Source organism: Pseudomonas sp. App30 (genome assembly GCF_047947025.1).
GTDB lineage: Bacteria > Pseudomonadota > Gammaproteobacteria > Pseudomonadales > Pseudomonadaceae > Aquipseudomonas.
In genome coordinates this window covers 1,500,237-1,518,437 of the sequence record NZ_CP133165.1, presented here as the reverse complement: position 1 = coordinate 1,518,437, position 18,201 = coordinate 1,500,237, and the positions used below count along the sequence as shown (strand labels likewise).

15 protein-coding genes are annotated in these 18,201 nt (G+C 67.6%); 4 read left to right on the top strand and 11 right to left on the bottom strand.

Annotated features, from left to right (window positions below; all coding sequences use genetic code 11):
• Nucleotides 1-26: 26 nt before the first annotated feature.
• The 11 genes from RAM80_RS06735 to RAM80_RS06685 form a co-directional block, all read right to left on the bottom strand.
• Nucleotides 27-626 carry an SAM-dependent methyltransferase gene (locus RAM80_RS06735; RefSeq protein ID WP_416425446.1) on the bottom strand — a complete coding sequence of 200 codons (600 nt, stop codon included), beginning with the start codon at nucleotides 624-626 and terminating at the stop codon, nucleotides 27-29.
• Nucleotides 623-1,381, bottom strand: a complete 759-nt coding sequence (locus tag RAM80_RS06730) for a PIG-L deacetylase family protein (RefSeq protein ID WP_416425445.1) — start codon at nucleotides 1,379-1,381, stop codon at nucleotides 623-625. Before RAM80_RS06730 ends, RAM80_RS06735 begins: the two co-directional genes overlap by 4 nt.
• Nucleotides 1,378-2,385, bottom strand: coding sequence for an acyl-CoA dehydrogenase (locus RAM80_RS06725; RefSeq protein ID WP_416425444.1), 1,008 nt, complete (start codon nucleotides 2,383-2,385; stop codon nucleotides 1,378-1,380). The genes RAM80_RS06730 and RAM80_RS06725 overlap by 4 nt, the downstream gene beginning before the upstream one ends.
• Nucleotides 2,382-4,541, bottom strand: a complete 2,160-nt coding sequence (glgX, locus tag RAM80_RS06720; RefSeq protein WP_416425443.1) for a glycogen debranching protein GlgX — start codon at nucleotides 4,539-4,541, stop codon at nucleotides 2,382-2,384. Before glgX ends, RAM80_RS06725 begins: the two co-directional genes overlap by 4 nt.
• Before the next feature lie 145 nt (nucleotides 4,542-4,686).
• Complete coding sequence (locus RAM80_RS06715) at nucleotides 4,687-5,040, bottom strand: DUF2934 domain-containing protein (RefSeq protein ID WP_416425442.1); 354 nt, start codon at nucleotides 5,038-5,040, stop codon at nucleotides 4,687-4,689.
• Nucleotides 5,041-5,054: 14 nt separating this feature from the next.
• Nucleotides 5,055-7,838, bottom strand: a complete 2,784-nt coding sequence (locus RAM80_RS06710; RefSeq protein ID WP_416425441.1) for a malto-oligosyltrehalose synthase — start codon at nucleotides 7,836-7,838, stop codon at nucleotides 5,055-5,057.
• The gene (malQ, locus tag RAM80_RS06705; RefSeq protein WP_416425440.1) at nucleotides 7,835-9,916 is read right to left on the bottom strand and encodes a 4-alpha-glucanotransferase; all 2,082 of its coding nucleotides are present in this window, start codon (nucleotides 9,914-9,916) and stop codon (nucleotides 7,835-7,837) included. Before malQ ends, RAM80_RS06710 begins: the two co-directional genes overlap by 4 nt.
• Complete coding sequence (gene treZ / locus RAM80_RS06700; RefSeq protein ID WP_416425439.1) at nucleotides 9,913-11,685, bottom strand: malto-oligosyltrehalose trehalohydrolase; 1,773 nt, start codon at nucleotides 11,683-11,685, stop codon at nucleotides 9,913-9,915. Before treZ ends, malQ begins: the two co-directional genes overlap by 4 nt.
• 17 nt (nucleotides 11,686-11,702) lie before the next feature.
• Nucleotides 11,703-13,271 carry a glycogen synthase GlgA gene (gene glgA / locus RAM80_RS06695; RefSeq protein WP_416425438.1) on the bottom strand — a complete coding sequence of 523 codons (1,569 nt, stop codon included), beginning with the start codon at nucleotides 13,269-13,271 and terminating at the stop codon, nucleotides 11,703-11,705.
• Nucleotides 13,272-13,764: 493 nt separating this feature from the next.
• Nucleotides 13,765-14,199, bottom strand: a complete 435-nt coding sequence (locus tag RAM80_RS06690) for a DUF4440 domain-containing protein (RefSeq protein ID WP_416425437.1) — start codon at nucleotides 14,197-14,199, stop codon at nucleotides 13,765-13,767.
• Nucleotides 14,200-14,347: 148 nt separating this feature from the next.
• A complete protein-coding gene (locus RAM80_RS06685) occupies nucleotides 14,348-14,533 on the bottom strand; it encodes a DUF6026 family protein (RefSeq protein ID WP_416425436.1) in 186 nt (61 codons plus the stop codon).
• On the opposite strand from RAM80_RS06685, the gene RAM80_RS06680 reads away from it, so the two are divergent.
• Genes RAM80_RS06680 through RAM80_RS06665 form a run of 4 tightly spaced genes read left to right on the top strand, consistent with a single transcriptional unit; the run spans nucleotide 14,509 to nucleotide 18,177 of the window.
• Nucleotides 14,509-14,832: a hypothetical protein gene (locus RAM80_RS06680; protein WP_416427613.1), complete on the top strand. Its 324-nt coding sequence runs from the start codon at nucleotides 14,509-14,511 to the stop codon at nucleotides 14,830-14,832. The genes RAM80_RS06685 and RAM80_RS06680 overlap by 25 nt on opposite strands.
• Nucleotides 14,829-15,842, top strand: coding sequence for a phosphogluconate dehydrogenase (NAD(+)-dependent, decarboxylating) (gnd, locus tag RAM80_RS06675; RefSeq protein ID WP_416425435.1), 1,014 nt, complete (start codon nucleotides 14,829-14,831; stop codon nucleotides 15,840-15,842). Before RAM80_RS06680 ends, gnd begins: the two co-directional genes overlap by 4 nt.
• On the top strand, nucleotides 15,839-17,347 hold the full coding sequence (gene zwf, locus RAM80_RS06670; RefSeq protein WP_416425434.1) for a glucose-6-phosphate dehydrogenase: 1,509 nt from the start codon (nucleotides 15,839-15,841) through the stop codon (nucleotides 17,345-17,347). Before gnd ends, zwf begins: the two co-directional genes overlap by 4 nt.
• Nucleotides 17,344-18,177, top strand: a complete 834-nt coding sequence (locus RAM80_RS06665) for an HAD family hydrolase (protein WP_416425433.1) — start codon at nucleotides 17,344-17,346, stop codon at nucleotides 18,175-18,177. Before zwf ends, RAM80_RS06665 begins: the two co-directional genes overlap by 4 nt.
• Nucleotides 18,178-18,201: the final 24 nt, after the last annotated feature.

The following is an 18,201-nucleotide window of genomic DNA, read 5'->3' as shown; positions in this document are numbered from 1 at the left end:
GGCGCCTGCGGACGCGGCCGGCGGGGTTATCGCAGGCCTTCGTGCTCGGCCACCGACAACGGGTCGCGGCTCCACAGTTGCAGCACGAAATCCTTTTCGCGGTGTTCCAGCAGCGCGGTCATGCCCAAGCCCTCGTCCAACTGCCGGTGCACGCCGTCGCCGTCCAGGCTGCAGCCATCAATGGGCGCACGCCAGTGGCAGGCCAGCAGCTGGCCGTCGGCGGTGAGGCTGTGGCGGCAGGCGCGGATCAGTTGGGCAAGGTCTGCCGGGTCGAGGTAGTAGCACAGCTCGTTGAGCACTATCAGGTCGAAGCGCTGGGCGGGCCATTGGGCGGGCAGGCGCCATTGTTCGACGCGGGCGTGGGGGGCGTCGGCCAGTTGCTGGCGGGTGAGGGCCACGGCGCGGGCGGCGGTGTCGCAGCACAGCAGGCGGTCGCAGCGGGCGGCCAGCACCTGGCTGGTGGCGCCGTTGGCGCAGCCGGGTTCGAACACGCTGGCGTAGCGGGCGCGTGGCAGGCAGGCGGCCAGCAGGGCGCGCTTGCGCTGTTCGTACCAGCGCTGGTGCATGGCCCAGGGGTCGTCGTTGCCGGCGAACAGCTGGTCGAAGACGCTGTCGTCGACGCTCACAGGAACACCACTTCAAAGGGCTGCAGCAGGCGCTCCAGCACGTCCGGCGGCAGCACCGGCGCCAGGCCGATGGCGGCGTCGCCTTCCAGCTGGCTGGTGAACGCCTGGGCGGCGTGGCGCTTGCGCGCGACCATGGCCGGGCTCAGGGCGATCTTGCGTGCCCGTTGCCAGGGCACTCGCGGGTCCTGGGGGCGGGCCCAGTGCCAGGTCCAGATCGGCACTTCGTGGCAGCACGCGCCCACGGCCTCGGCGGCGGCGCGGCTGGCCTCGCCCACGGCCTCGTGGTCGCAGTGGCCGTCGTGGCGCCAGGTGGCGAACACCACGTCGTCGGGTTGCAGGTGCGCTTGCAGGAAGGCCTGCAGCTGAGTGCGGGCGGCGGGGACCTGACTGTCGTCCAGGCCCACCCGCAGCCAGCTCAATTGTTCAGTGTCGGCGCCCAGGCGGCGCAGGGCCTCGGCGCTTTCCAGCGGGCGCTCGGTGCCCAGCCGGGCCACCGGCCAGCGCTGCGAGCCGGGGTGGCTGGCGGTGCCGTCGGTGACGGCGACCAGCAGCACCGGCCGGCCCAGGGTGATCAGGTGCTGCAGCAGGCCGCCGCTGCCCAGCACTTCGTCGTCGGGGTGCGGCGCGACGATGACGGCCCGCGCGCCGGTCGGCACCAGGCGGTCCACTTCAATGCGCGGCAGTTGTGCCAGCAGCGGGCAGGCCTGCCAGGCGGCCAGCGGCGTGCCGTGGCCGACAATGGGATTGGCGTTCATAGGTTCCACTCGCTGGACAGGGCGTGGCGGGTCAGTTCGCCCAGGGCCGCCAGGTCACGTTCGGCGTGGCTCTGGCGCAGGAACACCGGCAGGTCGGCGGCCAGCCGGGCGAAGTGGCCGTCCTTGCAATAGGGGCTGGCGCCCAGGGCGCGGCCGACATGGCCCAGCACCTGTTCGCAGCCGTGTTCGATGACGGCGCGCGCGCGGCGTGCCAGCCATTGGCAATCGTCGGTGGGAGCGGTGTCAATGGTGCTGGCAGCCTGCTGCAGCACCGCGCGCATGGCCGCCAGGGCCGTGTCCACCGCACCCAGGTGCGCCAAGGCATGCGGGTCATCGCGTTGCAGGCAGTGGCCGTGCAGGCGCTGGGCCAGTTGCTGCGCGGCGCCGTACCAGCAGGCGGCAATGCCGATGCCGCCCTGCCAGAACCCCGGCCGGGCGATGTATTGGCCGGGCGCGCCCACCGGGGTGCCCTCGGCCTGCTCGAACAGCACCTCGACGCTACCCGTGGCGGCCATGCCCACGGCGTCCCAGCCCAGGTCGGTGACGGTGACCCCCGGTTGCCTGAGGGCCACCGCCACCAGTTGCTGTTCACCGCCTTCGTCCCAGGCCGTGAGCAGCGCATGGCTGAGCTGGCTGGCGCCCGAACACCAGGCCTTGCGCCCGTCCAGCCAATAGCGCCCCTGATGATGCCGCACACTCAGGCGCGCGCTCGGCGGTTCGGCGGCCCACATGCCCCAGGTGGTGTTGGGCGCCGGTTGCAGCGCCGCCAGCTCGGCCATGATCGCCAGGGCGTCGGTGTGCCCTTCGTACAGCTTGCACAGCCCCAGGTCCTGCCCGGCCACCCAGGCCAGGCAGCGCCAGCGCTCCAGGGTGCGACCCGTGCCGGGGCGCGGCAGCTGGTCGAGGCCCTCGGCCACCAGGGCGGCGAGGGCGTGGTGCAGGGCACTGGCGTCGAAGTAGCCCCCGGGCGGACGCTTGAGCGTCGCCGCCAGCACCCGGTTCATTCCTCCACGTCCCGGTGCAGTTCGAACAGCAGCAGCGAGCGGCCGGTGACGAGGAAGTCACTGCCGAACGGCAGTTGCTCGCGCTCACGCAGTTCGGGGCGGTTGGTGTCGATCAGGCACGTCCAGTATTGCCCTTCCGGCACCTCGGGCAGCACGAAGTTGACCACGTCGTGGTGGGCATTGACGATCAGCAGCAGGGTGGCGTCGGCCCCCGGCTTGCGGATGCCGCTGGGTTGCGCGCGGCCGTCGAGCAGCATGCCCAGGCAGCGGCCATGGCTGTCATGCCACTGCTCGGTGGTCATCTCGCTGGCGTCGGGGGCCAGCCAGGTGACGTCCTTGACGCCGATGTCCTCGTTGTAGGTGCCCACCAGGAAACGGTTGCGGCGCAGGATGGGGTAGGACATGCGCAAGCGGATCAGCCGGCGCACGAAGCGCAGCAGGCCCTTGCCGTCCTCGTCCAGGTCCCAGTTCACCCAGCCGATCTCGCTGTCCTGGCAGTAGGCGTTGTTGTTGCCGTTCTGGGTGCGGGCGAACTCGTCGCCGGCGACGATCATCGGCGTGCCCTGGGAGAACAGCAGCGTGGCGAAGAAGTTGCGCATCTGCCGCAGGCGCAACTCGACGATCTCGCGGTCGTCGGTGGGGCCTTCGACGCCGTGGTTCCAGGACAGGTTGTTGTTGCTGCCGTCCTGGTTGTTCTCGTCGTTGTCCTCGTTGTGCTTGTCGTTGTACGACACCAGGTCGCGCAGAGTGAAGCCGTCGTGGGCGGTGATGAAGTTCACCGAGGTGTAGGGGCGGCGGCCGCGCTGGTTGAACAGCTCGCCGGAGCCGGTCAGGCGCCCGGCAAAATCGGCCAGCTGGCCGTCGTCGCCTTTCCAGAAGGCGCGGGCGGTGTCGCGGAAGCGGTCGTTCCATTCCGCCCAACCGGGGGCGAAGCCGCCCACCTGGTAGCCGCCGGGGCCGCAGTCCCAGGGCTCGGCGATCAGCTTGACCTGGCGCAGCACCGGGTCCTGGCGGCAGGCCACGAGGAAGCTGTGGCGTTCGTCGAAGCCCTCGTGGTAGCGGCCCAGGATGGTCGCCAGGTCGAAGCGGAAGCCGTCCACGTGCATCTCGGTGGCCCAGTAGCGCAGCGAGTCGGTGACCATCTGCAGCACGCAGGGGTGGCTCAGGTCCAGGGTGTTGCCGGTGCCCGAGTCGTTGATGTAGAAGCGCTTGTTGTCGGGCATCAGCCGGTAGTAGCTGGCGTTGTCGATGCCGCGCATGGACAGGGTCGGGCCCTGCTCGTTGCCTTCGGCGGTGTGGTTGTAGACCACGTCGAGGATCACCTCCAGGCCTGCGTCGTGCAGGTGCGCGACCATCTCCTTGAACTCGGCGATCTTGCCGTTGGCCAGGTAGCGCGGGTGCGGGGCGAAGAAGGTAATGGTGTTGTAGCCCCAGTAGTTGTTCAGGCCCTTCTGCAGCAGGTGCTGGTCGTTGACGAAACCGTGGATGGGCAGCAACTCGATGGAGGTCACGCCGAGCTTTTTGATGTGCTCCACCACGTCCGGCACCATCAGGCCGGCGAAGGTGCCGCGCACGTCCTCGGGCACCGAGGGGTGGCGCATGCTGATGCCGCGGGTGTGGGTCTCGTAGAAGATGGTCTTGTCCCACGGCACGTTGACGCGCTGGTCGCGGCCCCAGGTGTAGGCGGGGTCGATGACCCGGCACTTGGGCACGAAGGGCGCGCTGTCGCGTTCGTCGAAGCTGAGGTCACCGTCGGGGTGGCCGATGGTGTAGCCGAACAGCGATTCGGACCATTTCAGCTCGCCGACCATCTGCTTGGCGTAGGGGTCGATCAGCAGTTTGTTGTGGTTGAAGCGGTGGCCGTTTTCCGGGTCGTACGGGCCGTACACGCGGTAGCCGTAGGTCAGCCCCGGGTGGGCGTCGGGCAGGTAGCCGTGGAAGATCTCGTCGGTGTATTCGGGCAGTTCGATGCGTTCCAGCTCGTGCTCGCCGCTGGAGTCGAACAGGCACAGCTCGACCTTGGTGGCGTTGGCCGAGAACAGCGCGAAGTTGACCCCCAGGCCGTCCCAGGTGGCGCCGAGCGGGAAGGGCAGGCCTTCACGAATGCGGGTCGGGTCGGTGCCTGGGGCGGGGGTAAAGGCTTTTTGGCGGGTCATGAGAAGGTCCTTGCACTGCGAATTCAGGGCGATAGCGGGCCGTGCCGGTACAGAGCCCGGTGAACGGGGGCGTTGAAGAGGTGGTGCACACGGGCACCCCGGGCAGCGCGTGGGCGCTAGCCGGGGGCCGGGAGCGTTGGCTGGATCAGCTGGCTGGCGGCTTTTTCGCCGCGGCCCGGGGCTTTTTCTCGGCCGCAGGCTTGTCGGCGGCGGCCTTCACCGCGGGCGCGGGCTTGGCTTTGGGCGCGGCGGCGGCAGCGGGTTTTGCAGCGACCGGCTTGGGCGCGGCAGCAGGCTTGGCCTTGGCCTCGGTGGCGCTGCCAGCCTTGGGCTTGGCGGTGGCGGCCTTGGCCTTGCCCGGCTTGGTGGGGGCCAGGGCTTCGGCTTCGGCGAGCTTGCGGGCCATTTCCCAGTGGCGCTCTTCATGCCCTTCGGGTTTGCCTTCCGATTCCCATATCTGGTAGGCGAATTCACGTATACGTTTGTCGTCAGCACTCATTTCAACGCTCCTGATCACAAGTCACTTTGTACTAAGAGATTGACCGGAAAATCCTTCAGCGCAGCGTTCAGCCACACTTCCTTATTGGGTGTGACTGCTACGTCCGAAAAAAGTCCCTTAAATGTAGGCAGAGTGTAGTTAGTCGGTAGCACCACGCGGGTATCTCCCCACTTGGGTGCCTCGATGAGCGGCTGGGCGGTGTCCCCCAGCAGCTCGCTGGCCAGGCGTGGCACGATGACGATGGCCAGTTCACCGGCATGAATCCGGGCGAAGGCCAACACGCGGTCGGCCTGTTCGCCCTGCACGGGCAAGGGTTGGTAACGGCCGCGGGCGAACAGCTCGACGTGTTCGGCGCGACGGCGCAGGGTGCGGGCAATCAGTTGCTGCTTGATATGGCCGTTGGCCCACTCCTGCACCAGCTGCGCCGGGCTGGGGTTGGCCTGCAGGGCCTGCTCACGGGCAGCGTAGTCCACCGGGCGGCGGTTGTCCGGGTCCACCAGGCTCAGGTCCCAGAATTCGGCGCCCTGGTACAGGTCGGGAATGCCCGGCACGGTCATGCGCAGCAGGGTCTGCACCAGGCTGTTCAAGGCGCCGGCGGGGCTGATGCGCTGCACCGCGGCCACCAGCGAGGCGCGCAGCTGCTGGCATTGCGGGTCCAGCAGGAGCGTTTCCAGGTAGGCCTTGCAGGCCTGTTCGTAGGGCTCGTTGGGCGCGCTCCAGCTGCTGGCCAGCTTGGCCTCGCGCAGGGCTTTCTGCTGCCACTGGTACAGGCGTTCGGCGTAGGCCTCCAGGCCTTCACGGTCGTCGGCAGTGAGCCCCAGCGGCCAGCTGCCGAGCAGCGCCTGGAACAGGATCAGTTCATCGCCAGGGCTGGGCGCGGGGTTGTCGCCGACGCTGCCACGCAGCGGTTCGGCCAGCTCCAGCCAGTGGTTGACGCGGCCGGGGTACCAGCTGCTGCGCTCGCTGAGCACTGCCAGGCGCGCGCGGCTGTCTTCGCCGCGCTTGTGGTCGTGGGTGGCGGTGGCCAGCAGGTTGTCGGGGAAGTGCGCCAGGCGCTGCTCGCAGGCCTGGTGGAAGACCTGGGGCGGGGCGCTGAAGTGTTCGGCGTCGAAGCCCACGTCGTTGCGCGACAGCAGCACCGCGGAGCGATAGAACGCGGTGTCTTCCACGGCCTTGGCGGCGGTGGGCGAGGTCAGCTGCTGGAAGCGCACGCAGGCATGGCGCAGCAGCTTGCGTGGGCGCCCCGGCGGCAGGTCGCGCCAGGGTTCGCCGCCGAGCCAGCGCGCCAGGTAGTCGAGCACCGGCCAGTCGGCCTCGCTGAGGCTGGCGCGGGCGCCTTCCAGCGCCTGCTGGAAGAAACCCTCGTCCTGTGCGGGGCGCCCGCAGGCGTTGATATAGGTGCGGTACACCGGGTAGTGCACCACCAGCGCCTGCAGGGCGCGGCGGATGGCGCCCAGGGTCAGGTCGCGGCTCATCAGGTCGCCACGGGCGACCTGCAGCAGGGCCTGGGCCACCGACTCGCAGTCGCCGGCCAGGGTGCCATTGATCACCAGGTGGCGGGCGGCGCGGGCCTCTTCCTCGAACACCGCCGGGCGCCCGCTGAGGCTGCTCCACAGCTCGGCCAGGGGCTCGGCGCCGGCCGGGTCGTGTTGCAGGCGCGAGACCTGGTTCATGAATTCGTAGCCGGTGGTGCCGTCCACCTGCCAGTCGCGGTGCAGCTGCTCGTCGGCGCCGAGGATCTTCTCCACGTAGATGGGGAAGTGCGCCAGGGCGGCCTCCGGCGGGCGCGCCGCCAGCAGCCCGTCGACCCGTCGGCGCAGCTTGCGGCAATAACCGCGCGGGTCGGCCAGGCCGTCCACGTGGTCGATGCGCAGGCCGTCGATCAGGCCCTGCTGCACCAGTTCGAAGATTTTCGCGTGGGTGGCGTCGAACACGGCCGCGCGTTCCACGCGCAGGCCGCCCAGCTCGTTGACGTCGAAGAAGCGCCGCCAGTTGATGTCATCGGCGGCGGTGCGCCAGCTGGCCAGGCGGTAGTGCTGTTTCTCCAGCAGCCGGTGCAGGCGCTTGAAGCCGTCCTCGGTGGTGGCGTCGAAGCGTTGCAGCAGGGCGTCCAGCGCGGCCTTGTGGCTGTGGCTCAGGGCCGCCAGTTCGCCGCGCAGCTCGATGGCCTTGTCGTAGGCGTGCGGGTCTTGCTCCAGGGCGCCGAAGCGGCCGCCCAGGCTGCTCAGCACCGGGTCGTCGGCAGGGCTGAGCAGGTCGGCATAGTCAGGCGGCGACACCGGGAAGCGGTGTTCGTAGTGCTCGATGTAGAACTGCCCCGCGCTCGCATCCAGGCGCACCGGGATCTCGCCGGCCTGCAGGCAGGCGCCGTAGTCGTTGCCCAGGAACGGCAGCAGCAGCTGGCCTTCGAGCAGCGGGTCGGGGGAGTGCCACTGGATGTCGAAGAACTCGGCGTAGGGGCTGCGCCGGCCCCATTCCAGCAGGTCCAGCCACCAGGGGTTGTGGCCGCCGCCGACGGCCATGTGGTTGGAGACAATGTCCAGCACCAGGCCCATGTCGTGGGCGCGCAGGGTCTGCACCAGCCGCCGCAGCGCCGGCTCGCCACCCAGCTCGGGGTTGATGCGGGTGGGGTCGACCACGTCGTAGCCGTGCATGGAGCCGGGCCGCGCCTTGAGGATGGGCGAGGCGTAGATGTGGCTGATGCCCAGCTGCTTGAAATACGGCACCCGGGCCGCGGCGTCGTCCAGGGTGAAGTCCTTGTGGAACTGCAGGCGAATGCTGCCGGTCATGGCCTTCATCGGTCACGCTCGCTGGCTTGTTGGCGGGCGCAGGCAAGCAGCTCCAGGCGCCGGGCGGCGTCTTCGTCGTCGAGCAGCGCCTGGCTGTCGCCGTTGAAGCGCCGGCGCCAGTTGGGGTGGCTGTCGATGGTGCCGGGCAGGTTGGGCTGTTCCTCCACGCCCAGGGCGTCCTCTACCGGCAGCAGCACCAGCGGCGCGCGGGTGTGGCCGAGGAAGCGCACGCAGGCATCGATGACCTGGTCGGTCTCTTCACCTTCCCCGCTGAAGTTCTGGCTGTCCTGCGCCAGCACATGGCGCAGGCCGCGGCGCTCGTGCTCGCGGGTTTCGCGCCAGTGGCGCTCGGTGTGTTCGTCGATGAGGTTGAGCTTGTGGTTCCAGTCGATGTCACGGGCCTTCCACCAGCCATGCAGGGTCGACAGGTCGTGGGTGGTGCTGGTGGCCAGGGCGTTGTCGGGCCAGTGCAGCACGGGGTGGAAGTGGCCGGGGTGAGCCTGTTCGAACAGCAGCACGCGCATGCCCAGCATGTGCCGGGCGCTGAGTTTTTCGCGCAAGCCGTCGGGCACGGTGCCCAGGTCTTCGCCGAGGACGATGGCCTGGTGGCGGTGCGACTCCAGGGTCAGCAGGCGCAGCAGGTCGTCGATGGGGTAGTGCAGGTACGCGCCCTCGCTGGGCAACGAGCCCATGGGGATCACCCACAGGCGCTGCAGGCCCATGACGTGGTCGATACGCAGGCCGCCGGCGTGGGCGAAGTTGGCCCGCAGCATTTCGATGAAGGCGCGGAAGCCGTTGCGCACCAGGCCTTCGGGGCTGAACGCGGAGATACCCCAGCCCTGGCCGGAGCGGTTGAGGATGTCCGGTGGCGCGCCCACGGTGAGGTCGGCCAGCAGCTCGTCCTGGCGGCTCCAGGCCTGGCTGCCGGCGCCGTCGGCACCCACCGCCAGGTCGGCGATCAGGCCGATGCGCATGCCGCTGGCCCTGGCGGCGTTTTGCGCGCGCTCCAGGCTGCGCGCCACCAGCCATTGGCAGAAGGCGTAGAAGCTGACCTGATCGCTGTGCTCGCGGGCGAACTCGGCGATGGCGGGGCTTTGTGGGTCGTGCCACTCGGCGGGCCACTGGCGCCAGTCCTGGCTGGCACCGCGGGCGGCGCAGTCGGCCTGCAGGGCCTCGAACCGGCAGTGATTTTCCAAGGCTTCGCCGCCAGCGTGGCGGAAGCTGGCGAAGTCGGCGGTCAGCGGGTGGTCGCCGTGGCTGAAACCGTTGTACAGCGACCGCAGCAGGGCAAACTTGGCATCGGCGGCCGCCGGCCAGTCCACCAGCGGCAGCTGCTCGAGGTGGCCGAGGGTTTCCGCCAGGCCGGCGTCATCCAGCGCCACGCGCAGCGCGCGCTCGCCCAGAATGGCGCCGGGCGCGGCGTACAGGCAGTTGAGGAACAGCCGGCTGGACGGCGAATAGGGGCTGTAGCGGTGGGCGTCGCTGCTGAACATGGCGTGCATGGGGCTGATGGCCAGGGCGTCGCAACCGCGCTCGCCAGCGCTGCGGGCAAAGGCTTCCAGTGCCTGGGTGTCGCCGAAGCCGCCGTCGCCGCTGCGCCGCAGGCTGTACAGCTGCACGCTGAGGCCCCAGGCCCGCGGCGCGGCTTCGCCCACGGCATCGCCGACGCTGTAGCAGCGCTGCGGGGCCACGGCCAGGGTGAACTGCTGGCCTTCGATGCGCACGTCCTGGTAGCCGGGCGGCAGCAGGCCGGGCAGGGCGGCGTGGGCGTCCAGGCGCAGGTCCAGGGTGGCGCCGTCTTCCAGGAATACTTGGCACGGGGTGTGGGCCGGGAAGTAGCGGCCCAGGTCCAGCGGCTGGCCGTGGTCCACGGTCAGCAGCGGCGGCAGGTGCGTGTCGCGGCGCACCCGGTTCAGGTCTTCAAGGCTGGCCGCCACGGCCTCGTCGGTGTCGGCAGGGTGGCCGAGGCCGGCCAGCACCTTGCGCAGCACCGGGTCGGCCACGGTTTGTGGCCGGCCGTTGGCGTCGGTCCAGTGCACGGCCAGGCCAGCGTGTTGCGCCAATGTCCGCAGTCGCTCATCAGTCATGCATCATCTCCGGCAGGGGTCAGGCTGACCAGGGCGCTATAAGGGGGAAGGCGGTGTGCCGGGGCCGATTCGGCGGCCGCCTGGCGGCTGTCGAACAGGCGGTGGCGTGGGTCGGGCAGTTCGGCGGCCACGGGCTCGGCGCTCAGGTTGAGGTCGATGCGCAGTTCGCTGCCATCGTTGAGCTGCCAGCGCGCGCTGACCGCGCCTTCGGCGAGCACCTGCGCGCCCAGCGAGCGGCTGCCGGGCAGGTGCTCGGTGAGGTACTCGCGGCGCAGGCCCAGCAGGGTCCGGTAGAGCACCGGCCAGGGCGCGTCCACGTCGGGAAAGCTGGGGCGCGAGGCGGCGAAGGTCTGTTCGGCGTTGGGGTCGGGGATGTGTTCGCGTTTTTCTTCGTCGGCGAATACCGCGAAGCTGGCGAACTCGTTGCGCCGCCCCTCCCGCACCGCCTTGGCCAGCTCGCCGTGGTGGTCGGTGAAGAACAGGAACGGCTCGCTGGCCGCGCCTTCGTCGCCCATGAACAGCAGCGGCACCATGGGCGACAGCAACAGTAGGGTGGTGGCCGCGCGCAGGGCGTCGCTGCTGCACAGCTGCGACAGACGTTCGCCGAAGGCGCGGTTGCCGACCTGGTCGTGGTTCTGCAGGAACAGCACGAAGGCGTTGGGCGGCAGGTGGCCGCTGGGCTCGCCACGGGGCTCGCCGTGGCGGTTGCGCTGGCCCTGGTAGATGAAGCCCTCGCTGAGGCAGCGCGCCAGTTTCTGCGTGGGCTGCTCGGCGAAGTCGCCGTAATAGGCCTCGGTCTCGCCGGTCAGCAGCACGTGCAGGGCGTTGTGGCCGTCGTCGTTCCACTGCGCGTCGTAGCCTTCTTCCAACAGGTGCGCCTGGTTCAGCTCGTTCTCCAGGGTCAGCCACACGTGGCGCGGGGCGTCGACCTGCTGGCGAATGCGCGCGGCCATCTGCTTGAGGAAATCGGGGTCTTCGATGGCGTGCACGGCGTCGAAGCGCAGGCCGTCGAAGCGGTATTCCAGCAGCCACATCAGCGCGTTGTCGATGAAGAAGTCACGCACCTGCGGGCGGCGGAAGTCGATGGCGTCGCCCCACGGGGTCTTCTGGTCGTGGCGGAAGAAGCCCTTGGCATAACGGCCCAGGTAATTGCCGTCAGGCCCGAAGTGGTTGTACACCACGTCGAGGATCACCATCAGGCCATGGCCGTGGGCGGCGTCGATCAGGTGCTTGAGCTGCTCGGGCGTGCCGTAGGAGGACTGTGGTGCGTAGGGCAGCACGCCGTCGTAGCCCCAGTTGCGGGTGCCGGGGAACTGCGCCAGGGGCATCAGTTCGATGGCGGTCACGCCCAGCTCGGCCAGGCGCGCCAGGTGTTTCTCCACGCCGGTGAAGCCGCCCAGGGCGCCCACATGCAGTTCGTAGATCACCGCCTCGTGCCAGGGGCGGCCGGCCCACTCGGTGAACTGCCAGGGGTAGGCGTTGGGGTCGACCACCAGGCTGGGGCCGTGCACGTCGCCCTGCTGGGCGCGGGACGCCGGGTCGGGTACGCGCAGTTCGCCGTCGATCTGGTACTGGTAGGCCGTGCCCGGTGGGCAGTGCGCCTTGATCACGAACCAGCCGTCGTCCTGGGGCAGCATGGGCAGTGACTGCCCATCCCCCAGTTCGACGCTGACGTGGAAGGCGTCGGGCGCCCACAGCGCAAAGCGCGTGAGGCCCGAATCCAGAAGCAGTGCACCATGTGACCAGGTTTCAGGTGTCGGTAGCGGCATCGATGAAACCTCTTCCGTTAGTGTCTACCTGATACGGCCACCGATTTGTGCACGAGTTCCGAGTAAAGCTTGGCGTAGGGTTCCACCGCCTGACTCCAGTTGAACGGCTGGGTCATGGACAGGCAGCGCATGGCGTTGAGCAGGTCGGGCTTGCTGAACACGTAGAAGGCCCGGCTCAGGGCTTCTTCGTAGCTGGCCACGGTGGACTCGTTGAACAGGAAGCCGGTGACGCCGTCCTCGATGGTGTCGGCCAGGCCGCCGGTGTTGCGTGCCACCGGCAGCGAGCCATAGCGCTGGGCGTACATCTGGCTCAGGCCGCAGGGCTCGTAGCGCGAGGGCATCAGCAGGAAGTCGCTGCCGGCGAACATGCGCCGGGCGTCGGTTTCGTTGAAGCCGATGCGCACGCTGATCTTGCCCGGGAAGCGTTGGGCCAGCTCGCGCATGGCCTGTTCCTCTTCCGGCTCGCCGCGGCCGATGATCGCGATCTGGCCCCCCTGGTTGACGATGTATTCGGCCACGCCCTGGGTCAGGTCCAGGCCTTTCTGGTACACCAGGCGCGAGACCACGGCGAACAGCGGGCCGTCGGAGTCGTCCAGCTCGAACAGCTGGCGCACGTGGTCGGCGTTGACCTGCTTGCCTTCCCAGTCGTTGAGGCTGAAGGGGCAGATCAGGTGCGGGTCGGTGGCCGAGTCCCAGCTGTCGTCGATGCCGTTGGGAATGCCGCCCAGCAGGCCTTGGTAGGCCTTGCTGCTGAGGAAGCCGTCAAGGCCGCAGCCAAATTCCGGGGTGGTGATTTCCTCGGCGTAGGTGGCGCTGACCGTGGTGATGTGGCTGGAATAGGCCATGCCCGCCTTGAGGAACGACAGCTTGCCGTAGAACTCCATGCCTTCCTGCTGCAGCGCATGCTCGGGCACGCCCAGCTCGGGGCAGCAGGCACGGCTGACCACGCCCTGGTAAGCCAGGTTGTGGATGGTGAACAGGGTAGGGGTGCTCAGGCCGCGCCAGTGCATATAGGCAGGGGCCATGCCGGCGGGCCAGTCGTGGGCGTGCACCAGGTCGGGCTTCCAGTGCACCATACCCAGGCCGGCGGCGATGTCGGCGGCGGCCAGGCCCAGGCGGGCGAAGCGGATATGGTTGTCCGGCCAGTCGCGGCCGTTGTTGGCGCCGTAGGGGGTGCCGTCGCGCTCGTACAGCTCGGGGCAGATCAACACGTAGATGACCAGCCCGTCCTTGAGGTCCATGCGCCCGATCTTGCACGGCGGCAGGGCCGCGTGGCCGCCCAGTTCGCCGACGATGTGGATGGGGTTGTCACTGTTGAGCACTTGCGGGTAACCGGGGATCAACACCCGCACATCGTGCAGGGGGCTCATGGCGCGGGGTAGCGCCTGGGAAACGTCACCCAGGCCACCGGTCTTGACCAGATCAGCGATTTCCGACGTGACGAACAATACTTTCTGGCGCTGAGAATCATGACGTGCTTCGGGTAGAAGTACCTTGCCCGTCGATGCGATCTGCGCCAGTTCAGTCGGTTCGCTTTCCTGCTGTTTAAAACGCTCTCCATGGATTTCGACAGCGGCACTGATCATTGTTCTCTCCCGTGCATTAATGCATGTGTGGCAAGCACCTGATTTTGATCCAGCGACCCCACGGCCAAGCGCACAAGCGCGACGCACGCCGGCGATCCTGCCGGTGGCGAATTGACGGGGTGGGGTTGGCCAGCCGCTGAAATGCACTCCATATCCGCGGCCTACCTTTAACCTGACCTGCCGCTAATACGGAAGTTTCGACTTTTTACGGTCGCGCCTCCCGAGCGGTGTGCGGGCTGAGTTTTGAGTGTAGGAAAAAATTCAGACTCCGTGGTCACGGCACGACTGACGGAAGGTCGGGATGCTGTTGTGGGGTGGAGCGGTTGGGGGCGGGGCCTTGAAATACGCGGGTTTGGCGGGGTGGCGGGGTTAGAATGAAATTTCTAGAAACACATCAGAACGTTGGGTTGTACGACGTTGTTGTGGGAGCTGGCTTGCCAGCGAGCTGTTGAGGCCCTAAAAGCTCGCTGGCAAGCCAGCTCCCACAAAGACATCAGCCCTGGGGCATCAGCGACGAATGATGGCTGCCGATCAGCCACTGCTTGCCGTCCCAGTCCCAGGTGTAGCTGTAGCGCGCCTGCACGGTTTCGCCGCTGGCGGCGAAGGTGAACTCGTAGACCCCGGCGTCCAGCAGCGTGTCGCACTGGCTGCGCACGCTGCGGCTGATGACGCGGCCGCTGGGGCGTTTCTGCAGGAACTGCTGGAAATATTCCAGCCGTTCGGCCTGGGTCAGGCGCACCTGGTTGGACAGGGTGGGCAGCAGCACCGCGTCGATCTGGTAGGTGGCTGCCACCAGGCCAGGGTCGCCGCTTTGCAGGGCGCCGTTCCAGCGCTCGAACAGCTGCGCAGCGTCCGCCTCGCTGGCGGTCTGGCAGGCCTGGGCGGCAACCGGGGTCAACAGCAGTGCAACCAATGCGAATCCTTTCACGTACCAATCCTCTGCAACTGGCGGCCGCCGAATGCGGCGCGCCGGGGCCAGGCACTCTAGGTGCGGGGCAGGCAGGGTTGATATCAGGAAAGGGTTCCAGCGTTGGCCGGCAGGGCGAAACCCTGCCGGGACGGGGAGGGACAGCGAATCAGGCGATCTTGGCCTGGGCGCCACCGGCAAGGCCGGTGTCCTGCTGGGACTGCAAGAGCATCATGGTCAGGTGGGCGACCTTTTTCTGCAGCTGGTCGCGTTCTTCTTTCAATTCGCGCAGTTCGTCACGACGCACCGTGACATAGAGGGTTTGGGGGGGTGTTGCTGGCAGTAAAGTTCCCATTGCTCACCTCGCAAATGGCATGTCTCACAGTGAGGATAGCCGACCTTGAGCGTTTGCCAGGCCTGTCTGTACCTCTGTCGGCGCGGATTTTGATTTCTTTTGCGCGCCAAGGGAACTTTTTTATTTTTCATGGTCGGCGTGTCTTTTTCTTCATGTGCCGGCAAGTGCCCGCAGACGTTGAAGAACGCTTGATGACAGTAGGTTTGAAGAAAAAAGTGCAGCGACGAACGGCTAAAGTCGAAACTAACTCTGGCAACCCTGTACTAAGCTTTGAGACCATTAGCGCTTTGAAGGTGTGACACACCTATTTACGCATCAGTGGAGCACCGGCATGCAATTGGGAATCGTGGGACTGGGCCGCATGGGCGGCAATATTTCGAGAAGACTGATGCGCGGAGGCCATCAGACCGTGGTCTGGGACCGCGATCAGTCTTCCGTGGCAAAACTGGGTGAAGAAGGCGCCGTGACGGCGACTGACCTGGCAGACCTGGTGCGTCAGATGGACGCACCCCGTGCAGTCTGGGTCATGCTGCCTGCGGGCGCGCCAACCGAGGACACCATCCAGCAGCTGGCTGACCTGCTGGAGCCCGATGACGTGATCATCGACGGCGGCAACACCTTCTACAAGGACGACATCCGTCGCGCCAAGCAATTGGCCGAGCGCCAGCTGCACTACGTCGACGTCGGCACCTCCGGCGGCGTATGGGGCCTGGACCGTGGCTTCTGCATGATGATCGGTGGCGAAGCCGCGATCTTCCAGCGCCTGGACCCGCTGTTCGCCTGCCTGGCCCCCGGCGTGGGCGACATCCTGCGCACCAAGGGTCGCGAAGGTGAGCACAACAACGCCGAACATGGCTACATCCACGCAGGCCCGGCCGGTTCCGGCCACTTCGTGAAGATGATCCACAACGGCATCGAATACGGCATGATGCAAGCCTTCGCCGAAGGCTTCGACATTCTGAAGACCAAGAACAGCACCGCGCTGCCGGAAGACCAGCGCTTTGACCTGAACCTGGCCGAGATCGCCGAAGTCTGGCGCCGCGGCAGCGTGGTCTCCTCCTGGCTGCTGGACCTGACCGCCGACGCGCTGGTCGGTGACCCGGCGCTGGATGGCTACTCGGGCTCGGTGTCGGACAGCGGTGAAGGTCGCTGGACCATTGACGCGGCAGTGGAGCAGGCAGTACCGGTACCGGTGCTGGCAGGTTCGCTGTTCGCACGTTTCCGTTCCCGCCAGGAAAGCACCTACGGCGACAAGCTGCTGTCGGCGATGCGCTTTGGTTTCGGCGGTCATATCGAGGTTCCTAAATGACACGGGCAAAGTCCAAGGTAGACGCAGCACCCCCCACTACGCTGTTTCTCTTTGGCGCCCATGGCGACCTGGTCAAGCGCCTGCTCATGCCGGCGCTGTACAACCTGAGTCGCGACGGTCTGCTGGACAATGGCCTGCATATCGTCGGTGTCGACCACAACGAGGTCAGCGATGCTGACTTCGCTGCCAAGCTGCACGATTTCATCATCGAGCAGGCCCGCGCGAAAAACCCGGAGGGGGCCGACAAGGCCCTCGACCCGGCGCTGTGGGCCAAGCTTGCCAAGCGCATCAGCTACATCAGTGGCGATTTTCTCGACGATGGCACCTACCAGGCGATTGGCGAGCGCATAGCCGCCAACCGCACCGGCAATGCCGTGTTCTACCTGGCCACCTCGCCGCGCTTCTTCAGTGAAGTGGCGCAGCGTCTTGGCCACGCCGGGTTGCTCCAGGAGCAGCCCGACGCCTTCCGCCGCGTGGTGATCGAAAAACCCTTCGGTTCCGACCTGCCCACCGCCGAGGCCCTCAACGCCTGCCTGTTGAGCGTCATGAGCGAGAAGCAGATCTACCGGATCGACCACTACCTGGGCAAGGAAACCGTCCAGAACATCCTCATCAGCCGTTTTTCCAACGGCATCTTCGAGGCCTTCTGGAACAATCACTACATTGACCACGTGCAGATCACCGCGGCGGAGACCGTCGGGGTAGAGACACGGGGCAATTTCTACGACAGCACCGGCGCCCTGCGCGACATGGTGCCCAACCACCTGTTCCAGCTGCTGGCCATGGTCGCCATGGAGCCGCCGGCCGCCTTTGGCGCCGATGCGGTGCGTGGCGAGAAGGCCAAGGTGGTGGGTGCCATCCGCCCCTGGTCCAAGGCCGACGCGCTGAAGAACTCGGTGCGCGGCCAGTACACGGCGGGCGAGGGCGGCAAGCCCGGCTACCGCCAGGAACCCAAGGTCGACCCGGAAAGCCGCACCGAGACCTTCGTCGCCCTCAAGGTGATGATCGACAACTGGCGCTGGGTGGGCGTGCCGTTCTACCTGCGCACCGGCAAGCGCATGAGCGTGCGCGACACCGAGATTGCCATCTGTTTCAAGCAGGCGCCCTACGCGCAGTTCCGCGATACCGAGGTGGAGCGCCTGGCGCCCAACTACCTGCGCATCCAGATCCAGCCCAACGAGGGCATGTGGTTCGACCTGATGGCCAAGCGGCCCGGGCCGGCGCTGGTGATGGAGAACGTCGAGCTGGGCTTCGCCTACAAGGATTTCTTCCAGATGCAGCCGTCGACCGGCTACGAGACGCTGATCTACGACTGCCTGACCGGCGACCAGACCCTGTTCCAGCGCGCCGACAACATCGAGAACGGCTGGCGTGCGGTGCAGCCGTTCCTGGACGCCTGGCGCGACGGCGGCAAGATCGACACCTACGCTGCCGGTGAAGACGGCCCGGAGTCGGCCGAGGAACTGCTGGCCCGTGATGGCCGCTCCTGGCATAGCCTGGGATGAGTGACGCGCCGAACGACCTCATCCGCCTGGTGCTCAGCGACATGGACGGCACCCTGTTGCTGCCCGACCACAGCGTCGGCGACCGCGTGCTGGCCGCCGTCCGGCAACTGCGCGAGGCGGGCATTGCCTTCAGCCTGGCCAGTGCGCGGCCGCCGCGGGCCATGCTGGCGATCGTCCAGCAGTTGGGCATCGACGTGCCCTTTGCCGCCTTCAACGGCGGCACCCTGGCCAACCCCGACGGCGGCGTGGTGGCGCAGCACTGCGTCGACCGCCGCGCCGTGGAGACCAGCCTGGCACTGTTCGCCCAGCACCCGGTGGCGGTGTGGCTGTTCGCTGACGACGAGTGGTACCTGACCAACCCCGACACCCAGTACCTGGGCAAGGAACTCGATGCCCTGGGCTACGGCTACGTGCAGGTCGATGACTTCACCCCGTACCTGGACCGCGTCGACAAGATCGTCGCCACCTGCGCCGACTTCGACCTGCTGGCGCGGCTGGAGCAGCAGCTCAGCGGGCTGATCAAGGGCCAGGCCCTGGCCGCCCGCTCGCAGAACTACTACCTGGACGTGACCGCGCTGCTGGCCAACAAGGGCGAGGCCCTGGCCGAACTGGCCGAGCACCTCAAGGTGCCGCTGGCGCAGACGGCGGTGCTGGGTGATGGCGGCAACGACGTGGCGATGTTCAAGCGCGCCGGGCTGTCCGTTGCCATGGGCCAGGCCGAGGACGCGGTCAAGGCCCACGCCGACCACGTCACCGCCAGCAACCGCGAGCAGGGGGTGGCCGACGCCATCCGTGACCTGATCCTGCCGAGGGCGCCGCACACCCGCTGAATTCTCCCGCACAAGGTTGACCCC